The 16757-nt window shown below is 37.6% G+C and carries 16 protein-coding genes; 8 read left to right on the top strand and 8 right to left on the bottom strand.

Going from position 1 to position 16757, the window contains the following annotated elements; translation table 11 throughout:
- Positions 1 to 66 precede the first annotated feature (66 nt).
- Entirely contained in the window at positions 67 to 1560 is a 1494-nt protein-coding gene (locus IPH52_25725; GenBank protein MBK7058386.1) for a succinate CoA transferase, read from the bottom strand.
- Positions 1561 to 1781: 221 nt separating this feature from the next.
- On the opposite strand from IPH52_25725, the gene IPH52_25720 reads away from it, so the two are divergent.
- Positions 1782 to 1985 carry a hypothetical protein gene (locus tag IPH52_25720; GenBank protein MBK7058385.1) on the top strand — a complete coding sequence of 68 codons (204 nt, stop codon included), beginning with the start codon at positions 1782 to 1784 and terminating at the stop codon, positions 1983 to 1985.
- A 278-nt stretch (positions 1986 to 2263) separates the two neighbouring features.
- Here IPH52_25720 and IPH52_25715 read toward each other — a convergent pair whose 3' ends face one another.
- The 6 genes from IPH52_25715 to IPH52_25690 all read right to left on the bottom strand — a co-directional run bounded on the left by IPH52_25715 (position 2264) and on the right by IPH52_25690 (position 7994).
- Positions 2264 to 2929, bottom strand: a complete 666-nt coding sequence (locus IPH52_25715; GenBank protein ID MBK7058384.1) for a hypothetical protein — start codon at positions 2927 to 2929, stop codon at positions 2264 to 2266.
- 350 nt (positions 2930 to 3279) lie between these two features.
- Positions 3280 to 5031 carry an RNA polymerase sigma factor RpoD gene (gene rpoD / locus IPH52_25710; GenBank protein ID MBK7058383.1) on the bottom strand — a complete coding sequence of 584 codons (1752 nt, stop codon included), beginning with the start codon at positions 5029 to 5031 and terminating at the stop codon, positions 3280 to 3282.
- Positions 5032 to 5034: 3 nt separating this feature from the next.
- Entirely contained in the window at positions 5035 to 6855 is a 1821-nt protein-coding gene (locus IPH52_25705; protein ID MBK7058382.1) for a DNA primase, read from the bottom strand.
- Positions 6856 to 6863: 8 nt separating this feature from the next.
- Entirely contained in the window at positions 6864 to 7322 is a 459-nt protein-coding gene (locus tag IPH52_25700; protein ID MBK7058381.1) for a GatB/YqeY domain-containing protein, read from the bottom strand.
- 87 nt (positions 7323 to 7409) lie between these two features.
- Entirely contained in the window at positions 7410 to 7619 is a 210-nt protein-coding gene (locus IPH52_25695) for a 30S ribosomal protein S21 (protein MBK7058380.1), read from the bottom strand.
- 126 nt (positions 7620 to 7745) lie between these two features.
- The gene (locus tag IPH52_25690) at positions 7746 to 7994 is read right to left on the bottom strand and encodes a hypothetical protein (protein ID MBK7058379.1); all 249 of its coding nucleotides are present in this window, start codon (positions 7992 to 7994) and stop codon (positions 7746 to 7748) included.
- A gap of 802 nt (positions 7995 to 8796) precedes the next feature.
- Between IPH52_25690 and IPH52_25685 the strand changes: the two genes are divergently transcribed.
- The gene (locus tag IPH52_25685) at positions 8797 to 9546 is read left to right on the top strand and encodes a menaquinone biosynthesis protein (GenBank protein ID MBK7058378.1); all 750 of its coding nucleotides are present in this window, start codon (positions 8797 to 8799) and stop codon (positions 9544 to 9546) included.
- A gap of 234 nt (positions 9547 to 9780) precedes the next feature.
- On the opposite strand, the gene IPH52_25680 is transcribed toward IPH52_25685, so the two are convergent.
- Positions 9781 to 10872 (bottom strand): hemerythrin family protein, encoded by a 1092-nt coding sequence (locus IPH52_25680; GenBank protein ID MBK7058377.1) that lies wholly within the window; start codon positions 10870 to 10872, stop codon positions 9781 to 9783.
- Positions 10873 to 11250: 378 nt separating this feature from the next.
- On the opposite strand from IPH52_25680, the gene IPH52_25675 reads away from it, so the two are divergent.
- The 6 genes from IPH52_25675 to IPH52_25650 all read left to right on the top strand — a co-directional run bounded on the left by IPH52_25675 (position 11251) and on the right by IPH52_25650 (position 16750).
- Positions 11251 to 12480, top strand: coding sequence for an NAD(P)/FAD-dependent oxidoreductase (locus IPH52_25675; protein ID MBK7058376.1), 1230 nt, complete (start codon positions 11251 to 11253; stop codon positions 12478 to 12480).
- Positions 12473 to 13282, top strand: coding sequence for a hypothetical protein (locus IPH52_25670; GenBank protein ID MBK7058375.1), 810 nt, complete (start codon positions 12473 to 12475; stop codon positions 13280 to 13282). The genes IPH52_25675 and IPH52_25670 overlap by 8 nt, the downstream gene beginning before the upstream one ends.
- A gap of 35 nt (positions 13283 to 13317) precedes the next feature.
- Entirely contained in the window at positions 13318 to 14355 is a 1038-nt protein-coding gene (locus IPH52_25665; protein ID MBK7058374.1) for a diguanylate cyclase, read from the top strand.
- Positions 14352 to 14747 carry an acyl-CoA thioesterase gene (locus IPH52_25660; GenBank protein MBK7058373.1) on the top strand — a complete coding sequence of 132 codons (396 nt, stop codon included), beginning with the start codon at positions 14352 to 14354 and terminating at the stop codon, positions 14745 to 14747. The genes IPH52_25665 and IPH52_25660 overlap by 4 nt, the downstream gene beginning before the upstream one ends.
- Positions 14748 to 14907: 160 nt before the next feature.
- Entirely contained in the window at positions 14908 to 15627 is a 720-nt protein-coding gene (locus IPH52_25655; protein ID MBK7058372.1) for a 1-acyl-sn-glycerol-3-phosphate acyltransferase, read from the top strand.
- 352 nt (positions 15628 to 15979) lie between these two features.
- Entirely contained in the window at positions 15980 to 16750 is a 771-nt protein-coding gene (locus IPH52_25650) for an AMP nucleosidase (protein MBK7058371.1), read from the top strand.
- Positions 16751 to 16757 lie beyond the last annotated feature (7 nt).

Below are 16757 nucleotides of genomic sequence, written 5' to 3'. Positions count from 1 at the left end.
TGCGAATTGTCCGGCATTTAACCAGGCACTCACTCAGAGCACCTAGTTAAAATGGAAAGAAATCGGTTACTTCATACTTCCCGTTTCAAGAAGTTTGATATGCCAATCAAAAGCTTTCTTTAGATTGTGAGGAGTGTGCTTTGTTTTAGCAGTAGCATAGGATTCCTTTGTGTATTCACGCATTGCATCTCGGTAAGAAGGATGAACACATTTTTCGATGATAACCTCAGCTCTCTTCCTTGGCGCCAAACCACGAATATCCGCAAGTCCTTGCTCGGATACGATGATCTGTGTGTCATGTTCTGTATGATCCACATGCGAAACCATTGGAACAAATGCAGAAATAGCTCCACCTTTAGCAACTGACGGTGCCATGAAGATAGACACGTAAGCATTTCGCGCAAAATCCCCACTACCCCCAATACCATTCATCATTCCTGTTCCCGCTACGTGAGTAGAGTTTACGTTTCCATAAATATCTGCTTCAAGCGCTGTATTCATCGCAATGATACCAAGACTTCTCACAAGGGCTGGATGATTGGAAATTTCTTGTGGGCGGATAATGAACTTATACCGTAACTCATTAATATCATGTAAGAACTTTTCATGACCTGCTTTCGAAAAGGTAAGTGCCGATGTAGAAGCACAACGAAGTTTACCAACTTCTAGAACATCAAAGATGGAGTCCTGTAATACTTCTGTCCACATTTCAATTTCATGAAATCTTTTATCCTTTGCAATACAGGATAATACAGCATTAGCCACATTTCCAACACCTGATTGAAACGGAAGATATTCTTTTGGAATTCTATCTTTCTTAATCTCAAATAAAATAAATTCTAGTATATGCTGTGCAATTAATACACTGTTTTGATCGGGAGCTTTAAATTCGCCAGTAGAATCATCCAAATCAGTGAGAACAATTCCCTTTATGCGGTCAGGATCGACTACAACATAAGGTCTACCAATTCGATCATCAACGCGGCTAATAGGAACTGACCTTCCATGAGGAGGTTGCTCTGGAGCGGTTAAGTCATGGAAGCCTTTCAATTCCAATGGAGGACGAGAATTTAATTCGATATAAATTTCATTTGCATGATGCAAGTAAGTTCTACTCATCCCGGAAGATGTGGTTAACCATATTCTACCGTCAGAGGAAACATCTACTGCTTCAACGATTGCAACATCAATTGGATCTAAAATTCCATCGCGGATATAATGTGCCACATGACTTAAGTGCATATCTACGAAATCAATTTCTCCTGCATTGATTCGATTACGAACATCAGCAGAGGATTGAAACGGTAAACGTTTCTTCATACATCCAGTGCGTGCAAGAACTCCGTCAAGCTCATCTCCGGTTGAAGCACCAGTGTATAGATTAAACCAAGGATTCTTTCCGGCGAGTTTCTCTTTTTCTATTCTTGCAGCATAGGCTTTAGGGATTACTTTCGGGTAACCGGCAGGAGTAAAACCACTCGTTGCAATTGTTCCTTGTAATGGCATTCTATTTGCCACATCTTCTGCTGTCATAACTTTTGATTGAATAAATGGATTCATATTACCTCTTATTTTAAATGATTACCACCGTGGATACAAATGAACAGTCCTCGATTATGTTGTTTTTAATCTAGGTTTTGCCTTTGCTATACAGCGGTCGTTTTTTTACTATTCTCTAATAAACTAAATCCAAGAAAGACAATATTTATTTTTAATTGCAACTTTCTTTTTAAACACAGTAAATAAAAATAAACTGATATTTGTCATAAAAGAACCACAAAATGCTTTTCTTTTTACCTAACTATGGTATGGAACATACAATGGATTCTTTAAAAATATACGAGCGGCTGAAAAGTGCTAAATTCGATGAAGCAAAGGCAAAAGAGTTGGCGAGCATTTTTTTTCGATCATCCACCGTTCGTTGGGTCGCAGGTCTCATGCTTGTCAACACGGGACTTATGGTGAGCATGTTAAAGTTCTTGTGAAGGTAAAAACAAATGTTCTGCCTTCAGGGTCATCGAGGTAAGAAGATGATTGCTCTTTGTCCTTAAGGTAAGGAATTACACAGTCATTTCGAACATCGCTTAGCGGTTGTATTTGCTACTAAGCAAATGGCTGGATGTGAGAAATCTATCTGGCAATGAAACGATAGGATAGTATACAAAGGCGTTTATAACTTCGCAGCGAGGGTAAGCAAGATAGACCTCTCATGGTGAAGCTATTCGAGGTGACAGTAATCAAAAATCCCTGAATTGAATTCATCTTAATACAACATCGTAATCGTATAATCCCAGGACTTTGGTCCCGGCTTATCGACAGTATCCACAAGAGGGATTTTGTAATAGACTGAGCCTAGACTCACATCTCCCTTACTAGAGCGACATTCTGAGGTTAACGGAAAGTTGACTCTAAAGGCAATGAATCCTTCTCCGAGTAAACGAGTAGATTCAGATAAAATCTTTTTTTCGCCTGTAGTGGATGTTTGGTCAATTGGTTTAAGAACTGATTTGAATTCTCGCTTTACGCTGATACTATTGTTAGATCGTTTTTTGACAAATAGAGAGCCGAGTAGAACTCCGTCTAACACTGCTAAGTCGTTAAATTCAATTTTATAATTCACGCGTGCTTTTTTTTGAAACATAGGATTGATTTCTTTTTCATTCTTCTCTAAGTATTTGAGAGTGTAATCTTTGATCTTTAGATTTTTAGAAAACAAGCCTTTGTTGATTCTTTTGTTAATGTCATCTTCATAAATAGGAAGAAACTTAATCACAGTATTGTCTGATTTATTATTGAGTGGCACGGTATATGTAATCTCAACAAATCCAGCAAACCCTTTCTTAAAATTAATCGTCTCTTCATACTCAAAGCACGCACTCAGTGATAGAATGAATAGTAAAACAAAAACCCGCCCGATAAAGCGTAGCATAGATTTGCCACAGAGACACTGAGGCACGGAGGGGGAAAATACATTAAGAATTTTCGAAATGTTAGAAAAACTTTTTAAAAACCTATTCGTTAAATTAAATCCTCTATCCTCTCCTTTCTCTGTGCCTCTGTGACTCTGTGGCAACCTTATTATAGAATTTCTAGAGAGATTTAACATATTCTTATCCTATATTATCAAATTTTAATAAAAAAAGTTTCAGTGTAAATTTTGAACTCAGACGATAATTTAACTAGATAAATTGTGTGTCTGATTTTGGGGCTGGTAAAAAATATCTGATTGCTTAACGCGAATAGATAGACTCCTGCATTTTTTTACTCAGCCCTTATTTTTTAATCTAGAATATAATCCTTCAACTTCTTAGATCTAGTCGGGTGACGAAGTCTTCTTAAGGCTTTAGCTTCAATCTGACGAATACGCTCCCTTGTCACCTTAAACTGATATCCTACTTCTTCGAGAGTTTGCGCATAACCATCATCTAACCCAAATCGCATACGGATAACCTTTTGCTCACGAGCAGGAAGAGTATGCAAGACCTGACGAATCTGCTCTGCTAAAATACTTCCAGCAGCAGAATTAAGCGGTGACTCTACTTCTTTATCTTCAATAAAATCTCCTAGTTCAGAATCTTCTTCTGAGCCAACAGGAATTTCTAAAGAGATAGGTTCGCGTCCTACGTTTTTAACGGACTTAACTTTTTGAACAGGCCAGCCCAGTCTTTCTGCAATTTCTTCATTAGTCGGGTCACGACCAAATTCTTGCACAAATAGACGAGCCTCGCGGATAACTTTGTTTACCTGCTCAATCATATGAACAGGAACACGTATCGTTCTAGCTTGATCAGATATCGCGCGGGTAATCGCTTGACGAATCCACCAAGTTGCATAGGTAGAAAATTTATAACCTTTTTTGTATTCGAATTTATCGACTGCTTTGATAAGACCGATATTTCCTTCTTGAATTAAATCAAAGAAATGCATACCACGGTTCGCATAACGTTTCGCAATAGAAACTACTAGACGTAAATTAGCTTTTACTAATTCTTTCTTAGCCTGGGAAATTTCTCTTTCCCCTTTCATGATTTTTTCGCCCCACTCTTTAATCTCTATAGTGGAGGAACCGGCTTCTTGTTCCATACGACGGAGCTTACGTTCGTTATTGCGAATGTCTTTGATGACTTCTCTTACTTCGTCGATGTCGATACCCATCATCTTTTCAATTTCTTCGATGTTCTCGTTTTTCTCGATGAAGCGGTTAAACGTCTTTATCTCCTTAACATCATGACCATAGCGAGCTTTGATTTTAAGAAAATGTCTGTCGATTTCTTTGATACGAAATACCATTGATTTTATCTTCTGAGAAATCTTTTGAATTTCTCTTTGCGATACACCAATCATACGAGTGGCATTATCAATCTTAGAAGAAGTGATTTCAATTTTTTCTCTAAGCTCTTTGTATTTCTTACTGTTCTCAGAATATTTTTTAATTCGGTTTACGGACTCGTTATAAACTTTTTCTTCATTTTGAATGATGTCCATATTGGAGAAGAAAACTTTTTCGAGTTTGTCTGCTTCGTTTTGGTTTAGCGCATACAGCTTGTCTACCTTTACTAATTCGTAGACTTTTATCTTTTTGCTTTTGATCTTAGGCATGAGCTTAGCGAAGTTAGCCCGAAGAATGCTAGAAGAAAGAATTGTTTCTTCAATGATCTTTTCGCCCTTCTCAATTCTCTTAGCGAGGAAAACTTCTGTTTCCCCCGAAATCAAACTTACTTTTCCAATTTCTTTTAGATAAAGACGAATCGGATCTTCTGAAGTAGCAGAAATAGAAGAGGTTTCTTTTTTCTTTTTGGTAGGCTTTTCCTCTTTGGGTGGAATTACAGGAGCCTCAACCGACTTCTTACTGTATTCCTCAACTACTTCTATCCCCAATTCATGTAAGAGCGTAAATACATCGTCGATTTTTTCGGAGTTTAAAATTTTATCAGGAAGTATCTCATTGATTTCATCGTAGGATACTTCGCTATTGGCTTTACCAATCGCGATAATTCTTTGTACTTCTGGGAGACTTTGTAAGTTTTCCATTTTTTAATTTACCTCTTTCTTGGCTAAACTGAGCGATCCAATTGTTTCTAGAATTGTTTGTTTTTCTTTTCTAAGAACCATTAGCTTTTCTAAATCTGTTTGCGAATTCTCTAAATAATTTTGACTTAGGGAAAGTTTACTAATCTGTGAATCAATAACAAACTTTCTCTGTTGCAAAAATGCTTCTCTAAAAATGAGTTCCTTTTCTTCTTCTGGTAATTCTTTTAATTCGACTTCCTCCATAATAAACGGAGTAATCGCGCTAATAGTAGAATCATCAATACCGGAATCTAAAATGGATTCATAGCTAATCTCTTCATTTCCCAAGAAACGATTGTAAATCAAGTCACGTAGGATAGAACTTTCAGAATCAAAGAATTCTTGGTCTAAAACCTCGTTAATATGATGTAAAAGGGAGTCGTTTAAAATTAGCATGGAAATCAGTTTTCTTTCGTATTTAATTGCAGGCGATGTAGAATTTGGTTTGGCTACAGGCTTATTTCTATTATCGTCTTTCTTAGGCTCAAAATTAGGTACTGCTTCTTTTTTGAAGTCATTTAAAATCGCCGCAAAGCTTAGACCTAAATACTTGGCACCTTCGGCTAAATAAGATTGCTTATCTGTTTCTTTTTCTAGAGTCTTGATAAATTGAAATAGATTTTCAATTGCTTTCTTCTTTTGCTCCGGCTTAGAGGCAGGAGTCGTATTCTGCATGGTCTCCTGGATTACAAAGTCAGAGGAAGGAATTGGTTTACTAAAAAGTGCAAGGATTTCCACTCTGGTCTTTTGCCTAGAAAGGTCGAATGGATCGATGCCATTTTCCAGAAGTAGAATATCCGCAGATAGATTTTCCTTGATGCAAATTTCTGTTGCTCGGAAGGCAGCTTTGCGCCCGGCTCCATCCCCATCAAATAGAATGGTTACTTTATCTGCATAATTTTTAAGAGTGCGAACCTGCTTCTCGGTCAAAGAAGTTCCAAGGGGAGCAATTACATTATCAAACTCTTTCGAGAAAAGTCCAATTACATCTAAATAGCCTTCCACAAGAAAAGCAGTCTTGGTTTTACGAATGGAATTTTGCGCATTAAAAAGATTATAGAACATCTTCCCTTTGTCATATATAAGAGAAGCAGGACTGTTGATGTATTTTGCTTCTTCGCTTGTCTGAATCGTTCTACCACCAAAGCCCGCGACTTTACCGCCTGGCTCAAAGATTGGAAACATGATTCTTTCTCGATAGAAATCGTAGAGATGACTTCGGTTCGTAGCGCTTGCTTTTAGTAGACCTAGTTTAACTGCATTTCGAACTTCTTCCTCGGAGAGAGACATTTTCTTCCAATTGTCAAAACCGGGAAGACTAAAGCCAAGTTTAAAATGTAAAATTTCCGGCTCTAATATCTCACGTGTCTTTAGATACTGCCTTGCCGTCTTTCCTTCCTCGGAGTTGAGATTCTTAACGAAGTAATCTAGAAATTTTTGGTTGAGAGCATAAAGAGCATTCTTTTCAGCAAACTCATTATTACCCCCATGTCCATCCTTAATCGGAATCCCAGAATATTCAGATAGAATTTCTTTTGCCCGATTAAAGTCAACTCGCTCAAAATCCATGACGAATCGAAATAAATCACCTGATTTTCCACAACCAAAGCAGTGATAGACTCCCAGGTCGGGGGATACGGTAAACGAAGGGGATTTTTCATTGTGGAAGGGGCAAAGACCAAGTAGCCGCCTTCCATTCTTTTTGAGTTTTACAAAGCGAGAAATATAAGCTTCTAGCCCGACTTCTCTTTTTACACGTGGAACGAAATCGGTGCTAATTTGCACAGAGACTGTTAAGATGCCTCTGACATCAAGGATTTAACCAAGCTAGATACAAGAGAGCCGTCTGCGTTTTTTCCTTTTACTTCTTGCATGACTTTGCCAATTACTTTGCCAGCTTCAGCAGGACTCTTAGGGGCTAATTCCTTTATGACGCGAAGAATCACTTCTCTCAGTTCGGCTTCTGGCATATTAGCAGGGAGATAAGAAGCAAGAATTGCATCTTCCGTTTCTTCCTTGACTGCTAAGTCTTCCCTATTTGCCTTTCTGTATTCACTTGCGCTCTCTCGACGCTTCTTGGAGTTCGCTCTAATCAAAGCAATGACCTGATCGTCGTTTAATGTAGACACACCGGTCTTAGTCAATTCGTATTGAATATCTGATTTTAACAAGCGAAGGGTAGAGAGTTTTGGCTCTTCCTTAGACTTGAGGGCAGACTTCAAATCTTCATTTATTTGAGTTTGTAAAGACATAGCTATACCGATGGATTCGAAATATAAAGGGATACCTTAGGGGGTGTGTAAAAATAAATTTTCTTACACAGTCCTATTGGGGATTAATTAAATCTTTTCTTTTTTAGCGAAAATGCGTTTCTTTTTGTCACGCTTTCTTCTAGCTGTGTCTATGGCTTTTTTCTTAATAACGCTAGGCTTTTCGAAGTGTTCTCTTTTCTTGATTTCGCTTAAAATACCTGCATTTGCACAATCTCTTTTGAATCTTCTGAGTGCTCCCTCTATGGATTCTCCCTCTTTAATAATGATTCCTACCATCTAATCTCCTTTTAAACGTTTATTTCCCTAAACCGAGAAGGCAGGGAAATACTAATATAACTACGATTTTAAAAATTAATAAGAGGGCAAGAAATATTTTTGATTCTTGAGTCTAGAATTGCTTTTTTAAGCAGCAAAGAAATCTGCCTTTCTGATATCAGAAAGTTCAATTCTCGCAACGATTCCTTCTTTGCCATTTTTAATCACGACATCCCCATCTAGCTTACGATTCTTATCTAGTTCAATAACAGTCCCATCTTTTAAATAAAGAACGATGTCGATCCCGCGATAGTTTACATACCTAGAAAGGATTTTTTTAAAATTAGGAGAAGGATTTACTGCTTGCGGATCATTCGTCTTTTGCGATGGAACCACATTGAGAGGTTGTGTGTTAGGTTGCTTTTTTTCCAAGTTTGTGCCTGCTTTTATTTATGTCGGATTGATTTCATTAAAGTAAACGGTACGTTTTGGGAAATGCTAAAGGATTTTTTTATTTTATAACTAAAAAAATCTTATTTTAACCTTATTTTCATTACTTGTACTAAACATCAATTACGCATAACGCTTGATTAGTACATACAGCAATTAGCCGCTTGTACTCCAAATTCTGAGGTTTACAGCCATTAGGCTATACGGGTTTTAAGTACCTTTAAGGAAATTTGCCACCGAGGCACTGAGGTTGTTTATGAGTCTGTGCCAACTTTATTCCTATTCATATTTCTCACAGAGTGCACAGAGTTCACAAAGAGGATTGATCTCGATAGGGCTATTGACTCTTTTCTGTGTGCGGCGCATTTATACTGATCATGAAGTGTGAGAAAATCATGCCTTTACACAACCCCTATACTTCCTGCATCAAAAGGTTATGGATTCGTTGTAATAGGATAGGATTACCGTATTCAAAAGATTGACTTACACTCCTAAACCGTGCGGTTTGCTTTCGTTTTTTATCATTGTCTGATCGAAGGCTAATCGAACGCTGATCGAAGGCAGACCGAAGGCTGGATAAAGGGTGGTATGATACAATTGCCAGTTCTCCAAATTGCATTAACCTATTCAGAAGATAAGAAATCACAGAATAATCGAACTCCATTGTCTAATAGAACCAGAAAGCCCATAACTCCTCCCAAAAAATTTTAATTCCCCAAAACCCTCGCCCCATAATCATTGCGATAAGATGAAAATAGGAATTGTAAAGCATCTAAACGCGAGACCGCTTACTTACGGATTTGAGAAGACGGGATCGCATGAGCTTGTATTTGAAAATCCTTCTGTGCTAAAAGATATGTTACTAAAGGGCGAGCTTGACACGGCACTTATTTCTTCTGTAGAGTGCATTCGAAACGAATCAGTATTATCCTATTCAACTGCCTGCGGAGTATGCGCGAAAGAGAAGGTTCGATCTATTTTGTTTTTCAAAAATAAAAAGGAGTCCTTTCCGCCGGATAGAATTTATACAGATGCAGGTTCTCGTAGTAGTGTAGCACTATTACAGACCCTACTCAAAAAAGAGACTGGAAGACTAATCGAAGTAATCCCCACAGATCCAAGTCTAATTCTAGAAAATATACAAAACGCGCATAATTCCCATTTGCTCTTTGGAGACAATGCACTCCTTGCTACCTGGGATTCTTCTACCTATGAAGTTTTTGATTTAGCAGAGTGGTGGCACAAAGAAACAAATCTTTCTTTTGTATTTGCTTTCTGGGCATTTCCTAAAGGAGCGAGTTTTTCTGATTCGTTCTTTTTGGATTCGCTAGATTATGGAATAGAGCATCTAGAAGAAATTATTTCTAGCGAAAAAAGATTTACTGTTGATATGTTAAATTCTTATTTAAAAAAAGAATTGCATTACCGGATAACGCCTATTGACCTCTCCGGCTTTGACCTATTCAGAAAATACTGCACTGAGTGGAATATACTATAAAAGATTATTTGCCACAGAGGCACAGAGACACGGAGTTTTTTGTTTGGTTATTTTTAAATTCGTATGCATCAATTTAAAGAGAGCTTATGAAAGCTTTGAATTAAATGATTTTCATCTAAGTATCATAGACACAAACCCGAATCACGAAAATAATTAGGATAATATGAATTAGGCTCTCCTAAAACCCCTCTGTGCCTCCGTGACTCTGTGGCAAACAAGTCTACGAAGCAGCCATTATTCTCTTGTGATTTTTTTGTAGAAGTTCCTTTGTCCGGGGTCAATTGCAACCTCCCCTTTGTGTTGAAGATGTCGGGTAAATTCATTTACTTCTTTCATTTTATCTTTTAGAAATAATGCTAGTTTCTTATCTTCGTGTGCGATATGCGATAGAAGCCATGTCTTTAGATCTTGCGTTAGGTGAAATGCTGCCATGCTATCGCCTGATTCATTTTCTTTTCTTCTTTGCTTGATGAAACCAACAAAAGATTCATGTTGATGAAAATGATTTAGAATTTCTGGATAGCGAAACTCTTTCATGATTCGCTCTTCGAGAGTAAAATGCTTAACGGTATATTCAACTGCTTCTTCGATAACTTGGTTAAACACCTCGCCTTTTTTGGTCGTCCCCATAGTCTTAACAGCTTTATCTAATTGGATTACCATCTTAAGAAGCCAAATATGTTGTAAGTCGATTAGAGGGAGATTAAGAGATAGATTGTGAGATTTCCAAATATGCAGAATGTCTTCCACCATATTCTCACTGATGACTTCTTCAATTTCCGTTTGTCTAAAGTTACAAATTTCTTTATACACATCTCCTTGCTTCTTGGTGATATTGTATTTTTTCTTAATTAGAATTTCTTGACAGAACGGTTTTACATCAATTGAATTTCTTTTGAAAAAATCTACATACATCCTATCGTCTTTCAAAATATGCTGAAACAACCATTTCTGTAACATGTTCAAAAGACCTAGAGCGGCTAACTCATTCGTATTCGCTAAGTCATGCTTATCTTGGAGCGTATCCACGAACTGTCTATGATGCTTTACATGCTCTTCAAATCCGGGATACTTAAACTCTTTTAGGATTTCTTCTTCTAAGCTAAAATGCTCTGTTATATAATCAATGATTCCTACAATTGAATCTTTTAGGGTCTCGCTTAAACTCTCAGCATTAGAAAGAGATGCTTCTAAAGTTGTTATAATATAGAGTAACCACAGATGCTGAATATCGATCAGGGGTATCCCTAGTTGGAAACGATTTTCTTGCCAAAAATTACGAAGACTCGTCATTTTATCAATTGAATTTTTCGTCATTACTATCATACTATTAGCTTAAATATAAAACCCCCCTTTTTTACCAGAAAATATAATTTAAAAAAAACATGATATTTCTCAGTATTTGATTCTAACTCTCGCTCATCTAACCAAAATGATAACGGATTGCCACAGATGGACAATGCTGTCAACTTAAGGAAAGTGCTTTTCTCCTGTCACCTCGAACTGCTTCATCGTGAGAGGTCTATCTAGCTTAATACTATCGTTGTATTGCCATATAGATTTCTCACATCCACCCATTTGCTTAGCCGCAAATCCTACCGCCAAGCGATGTTCGAAATGACAGAAACAATTCTTAAGTTGACAGCATTGCAATAATACCTCTCTTAACTTGACATAGGAATAACAAGACCGTTCATGGAATAGATGAAACAAATTGGAATCCTAGGGGGTGGGGCTGCTGGATATTTTGGTGCAATCCAAATAGCTAAGCAAATGAAGGGAAAGGCCAATATTGTTTTATTAGAGAAAGGAAATGAGCCACTTGCAAAGGTAAAAATTTCCGGTGGTGGTAGATGCAATGTTACCCACAACTTATACGACCCTGTTGCACTTTCCGAGAAGTATCCGCGAGGCTCTAAAGAACTAAGAGCAGCCTTTGAACGATTTCAACCAAGAGATACAGTCCAATGGTTTGAAACTCATGGTGTTAAATTAAAAGCAGAAGCAGACGGAAGAATGTTTCCTGTTACCAATACTTCTTCTACAATCATTGACTGTCTCACAAGAGAGGCAATCGAGGCAGGAGTAGAAATTCGTCTAGAGAATCCAATCACTGCAATCTACGTTGATAACACAAAGAAAGAAAAGAAATTTTGCCTCGTCGATTCAAAGGAACAAAACCAAACCTTCGACAAATTGCTAGTAGCCACAGGCTCAAACAGAAAAGTATGGGGATGGCTCGATTCCCTCGGTCATACAATCGAAAAACCAGTCCCTTCCTTATTCACTTTGCATATTCCTGATTCAAGAATCAAAGATCTACCGGGGCTCTCTGTTCCCAATGGAGAAATTCGCCTACTACCAAAAGGAAAACCACAACAGGGACCAATCCTAATTACCCACTGGGGACTCAGTGGTCCTGCTGTCTTACGACTCTCTGCCTGGGAAGCGAAAAGCTTTGCAGACTGTGATTACAAAGCAAAAGTAAAAGTAAATTGGTTAGGGCAAGTGACAGGAGAAGAATTCATTTCACGGATAACAGCCATTAAACAGGAATCCCCCGCTAAAAAGATTTCAGCGAATTCCCAATTTGGATTGGCATCTAGGCTCTGGGAATCTTTTTTAAGAAATGCAAATATCTCTCTTGAGAAAAGATGGTCTGAAATTTCCAATGCAGAATTAAATCGACTGAGAGAAGAAATATGTAGCAGTATATACGAAGTAGACGGTAAATCCATTTTCAAAGAAGAGTTCGTTACTTGCGGTGGAGTCAATAGAAAAGAAATCGATTTTAGAACAATGGAAAGCAGAATTATTTCCGGTATGTATTTTGCCGGTGAAGTGATTGATATAGATGGGATCACAGGCGGATTTAATTTCCAAAATGCATGGACAACTTCTTGGATTGCAGCTGAGGCAATGGCTAGTGATTAGAAATATACTTCCTTCTATCTATCATAAACTATTTCCAGAGGCTATTCTTGATTTTGCGATAAAAGAAACAAAAGCCACTTGCGATAACTGTGCACTCAGTAACGGAAAAAGTCCAGACCATAGAAAATACCAAGCTCATTTAAAATGTTGCACCTTTCATCCTTTTCAAACAAACTATCTCATCGGACAAATCCTATTAACCCCTACTACACCGAAAGAAGTATTAGAGCGAATAAAAGCAAAGATTAAGAATAGAGAATACGCATTACCGATTGGAATTGTCGCACCCATGCCCCACCAGATTAAATTTGCAAAACGAAAAGACAATGAGTTTGGAAATAGAGAAGATTGGCTTTGTCCTTATTACGATCGCAAAAGAAATAATTGTGGAATCTGGAAATCACGTAGCTCCGTATGCACAAGTTTTCACTGCCTGAGTAATTATGGAAGTGCAGGATTCGAATTCTGGGATCAGTTGTCGGATTATATTTCCTATGTAGAGATGGCACTCATGGAAGAAGCTTTGCTTCAATTAAAATTTACACCAATGGAAATTTCCGACCAGTTGAGTTTCTTAAGTCCAGAAGGACAAAGCTCCTCTCGTAAGCGAAAACAATTTCTCACTCATGAATTCACTCGCGAGGTATGGAAAGGATATCTAGACGACCAGGAAGCCTTCTATAAGCAATGCTATGAAATCGTTGCGAACTTTTCAGAGAAGCAATTTAAAAAAGCACTCGGCAATCCAGGAATCGTAATTCAAAAAAAATTAATGACTGCAAAAAACGCAGTTATACTTTAAGTCTTATCGCATAATGCCAGCGCAAAAGTCTTATTATGAAATACTTACTAAATACATACAGGCGAAGAATGTCTCAGTTGGGAGGAATCCAGAGAGATAAATACATCGTGTTCAATGCGATGAAAAATTGGAATCGTTTTCCTCGATTTGCCGGTGTTGTATTTATTGCATCCTTAAGCTTCTTATTGCAGCATATTTTTTATCCGAGTGTGGATAGACAATCTTTTTCTTATTCAATCTATGTAGCGGTATATGGTTGTTTGCTTGTAACCACTGTATTATTTTCCATTCTATTTTATTTTCTAAATGTAAAACATAAGAAAGTTCACTTTATCTATTTATTGTATTTTACGATTTTTATCATTGGCGCTTTATCAATCAATATTCTAAATCTATTTCATGGAGAGGACTTATCGTTGTTTGCCTTTGTAGCTATGTCGATTCCTCTTATCCTTAGAACTCGCATTCTTTTTTATGCAATCATTTATTTATTTATTGTTATTGGGTTTACTCTGTGTTTGGCAACACTTCATATGGATAAAATAAATGGACTTACAATTACAAAAATATTTTTGTATTCCTTTGTTGGATTTATGACTACTCTGACAATCGAATACGCAAGGCGAAAGACATTTCACTTAGAAGAAGAACTCAGAAGAAAAAACACAATCTTAGAAAGCATCTCAGTCAAAGACCCATTGACAGGTGTGTTTAATCGTCGTTATATGATGGATTTACTCGTGCACCATATTTTACTCGCAAGAAAAAAATCACAACCATTCTGTCAGGGAATCATGGATGTAGATTATTTCAAAAAAATAAATGACACTCTAGGGCATTTGACTGGAGATGATGTGCTTAAAGAAATTGCAAAGATTATACAATCAACCGTTCGGGCAAATGATTTAGTAATTGAGGCGCATAGTTTCAGTGGAGTTCCCTGGCAAGTAACTACTTCTGGAGGCTTCACGTCATTATCCGATCAAGACTCACCTGATACTATGCTCAAACGCTCCGATGAACTCTTATACAAAGCCAAAGAAAATGGACGGAACAGAATTTACTTCGTATGATAATTACACCAATACAAATTCGATTTAGTGATATGGATCCAATGCAGAGAGTCAATAACTCTGTATACAGTTCTTACTTAGAACTTGGAAGATTAGACTTTTGCAAAAAATATATTTCTATCAAGACTTTACAGGATATTCCTTTTGTTCTAGTCAGAGTAGAGCTAGATATTTTAAATTCACTACGGCCGGGGGAAGAAGCAGATGTGCACACATGGGTTTCAAGAGTTGGAACTACTTCCTGGGACTTTGCGGCAAATATTATTAACCCAAAAACAAAAATTATCTATGCAAAAGCAAAGACTGTGCAAGTCTATTACGACTATCGGCTTGATACAAAGCTTTCTATTCCTAGTGAATTCAGAAAGATATTAGAGCAAGAGATGAGTTGAGTAAGATTGCCACGGAGACACAGAGTCGCAGAGAAGAAAGTAAATGTTCGGAAATTATGTTTACAAATGAGTTATAATAAATATCGTTCCCAAAGCAGAGATGAAAATAAATATCTCTGTGCCTCAGTGTCTCTGTGGCAAAATTCCTAAAGGAGTTTTCATGTTTAGAACAATTGGATTTTATTTGTATTTTTTTATACGAGGGTTTGCGAGTTTCATAGAGAGATGGATTGCAAGCAGAGTAAATTTAGCGACAGTAGAAGAAACAGATTGGGAGAAAAATAAAACTCCCCGCAAATGGGCTAAAGGTTTAGTTAATATTGTAGGTGGGCGGATAACAGTAGTTGGCGCTGAGAACCTTCCGAAAGGAGCAGTCGTAATAGTAGCCAATCACCAGGGAAGTTTTGATATTCCTGTGCTCATTGGATTTGTTCCTAAACCATTTGGGTTTATTTCAAAAGTAGAAGTATTAAAAATTCCAATTGTAGGCGCTTGGATGCGAGTGATGAATTGTGTTTTTATGGATAGATCAAATCGTGCAAAATCAGCAGAGGCAATTGGGACTGGAGTAGAAGTTCTCAAGCAGGGGCATTCTCTTGTTATCTTCCCCGAAGGCACAAGAAGTAAAGGTGGACCGGTTCAAAGCTTTAAACCAGGAAGTGTGAGACTGGCAATGGATGCTATGGTGCCTATCGTTCCAATCGCAATCGATGGAACAGCAGATATACTGGAAAAGAATAACGGAATCATGAAACCAGCCGATGTCACAATTACAATCCTTCCTCCTGTCACAGTAGATACAATCAAAACAATGGATAGCAAGACATTAGCTGGACATGTCCAATCACTCATCGCACCTTACGTTAAAACTTCGCAGTAAACAGGGACCGCCACAGAGGCGCACCGAGAGGATATTTTGATTTTTTTTTTTTTGTTTTTTTTTTTAGTTTATTAATTAAATAAAAAGGGAAGAAAAGGTTTTTTTTTTAATTTCCACCCCGCCTTTATTAAAAAATGGGAAAAAAAAATTTTACTCTGGGCCCCTTTGCCCCTGGGCCCCTGTGGCAGGGGGTTTTTTTTTTTTGTTTTTTTTTTTTTGGTTTTATTAAAAAAAAAAAGAAAGAGAGGGGGGGTTTTTTAATATCATCCACCCTCCTTTTATTAATAATAAAAAAAAATAATTATTTTTGGCCCCCCGCCCCTCTGCCCCTCTGTGGCAAAAGGAACTTACTATGAAGACAAAGAAAGAAATCGTTGAAAGCTGGCTTCCGCGGTATACGGGTGTTACACTCGATGCCTTTGGAAGTTATATACTACTGACGAACTTTGATAATTATGTTCAGAAATTTGCAGACTGGCATAATGTAAAAGTAGATGGCTTGAATAGACCGATGCGAAGTGCTACTTCTGAGGGGATAACGATTATTAACTTCGGAATGGGTAGTCCCAATGCCGCAACGATCATGGATTGTCTCAGTGCCATCAAACCACAAGCCTGTTTATTCTTAGGAAAATGCGGAGGTTTAAAGAAGAAAAACGATCTAGGTGATTTCATTCTTCCTATTGCGGCAATAAGAGGAGAAGGAACGTCAAATGACTATTATCCCCCCGAAGTCCCTTCCCTTCCCGCATTCGCCTTACAAAAAGCGATATCTACAACAATTCGAGACTACAACCAGGACTATTGGACAGGAACGGTCTACACAACAAATAGAAGAGTATGGGAATGGGATTCTGAATTTAAAAACTACCTTAAAAAAATTCGCGCCATGGCAATTGATATGGAAACAGCAACCATCTTCTCAACTGCCTTCTACAACGAAATACCAGCCGGCGCACTACTACTCGTATCCGATCAACCAATGGAACCCGACGGAATTAAAACCGAACAAAGCGACAATGAGGTTACTAAGGATTATGTGGACTTACAGATAAAGATTGGCATTGATTCCCTTAAACAACTCATCAACAAAGGAACTACTGTGAAGCATCTGTTGTATTAATTTGTCT

The sequence above is a fragment of the Leptospiraceae bacterium genome (assembly GCA_016708435.1).
Taxonomy (GTDB): Bacteria; Spirochaetota; Leptospiria; order Leptospirales; family Leptospiraceae; genus UBA2033.
The sequence above is the reverse complement of the archived record's forward strand: the minus strand, read 5'-3'. Positions and strand labels throughout refer to the sequence as shown.

Coding starts and splice junctions, on each gene's coding strand:
- IPH52_25725 (MBK7058386.1), bottom strand. CDS start 1,560: ATGAATCCATTTATTCAATCAAAAGTTATGACAGCAGAAGATGTGGCA.
- IPH52_25720 (MBK7058385.1), top strand. CDS start 1,782: ATGCTTTTCTTTTTACCTAACTATGGTATGGAACATACAATGGATTCT.
- IPH52_25715 (MBK7058384.1), bottom strand. CDS start 2,929: ATGCTACGCTTTATCGGGCGGGTTTTTGTTTTACTATTCATTCTATCA.
- rpoD (MBK7058383.1), bottom strand. CDS start 5,031: ATGGAAAACTTACAAAGTCTCCCAGAAGTACAAAGAATTATCGCGATT.
- IPH52_25700 (MBK7058381.1), bottom strand. CDS start 7,322: ATGTCTTTACAAACTCAAATAAATGAAGATTTGAAGTCTGCCCTCAAG.
- IPH52_25695 (MBK7058380.1), bottom strand. CDS start 7,619: ATGGTAGGAATCATTATTAAAGAGGGAGAATCCATAGAGGGAGCACTC.
- IPH52_25685 (MBK7058378.1), top strand. CDS start 8,797: ATGAAAATAGGAATTGTAAAGCATCTAAACGCGAGACCGCTTACTTAC.
- IPH52_25680 (MBK7058377.1), bottom strand. CDS start 10,872: ATGATAGTAATGACGAAAAATTCAATTGATAAAATGACGAGTCTTCGT.
- IPH52_25675 (MBK7058376.1), top strand. CDS start 11,251: ATGAAACAAATTGGAATCCTAGGGGGTGGGGCTGCTGGATATTTTGGT.
- IPH52_25665 (MBK7058374.1), top strand. CDS start 13,318: ATGAAATACTTACTAAATACATACAGGCGAAGAATGTCTCAGTTGGGA.
- IPH52_25660 (MBK7058373.1), top strand. CDS start 14,352: ATGATAATTACACCAATACAAATTCGATTTAGTGATATGGATCCAATG.
- IPH52_25655 (MBK7058372.1), top strand. CDS start 14,908: ATGTTTAGAACAATTGGATTTTATTTGTATTTTTTTATACGAGGGTTT.
- IPH52_25650 (MBK7058371.1), top strand. CDS start 15,980: ATGAAGACAAAGAAAGAAATCGTTGAAAGCTGGCTTCCGCGGTATACG.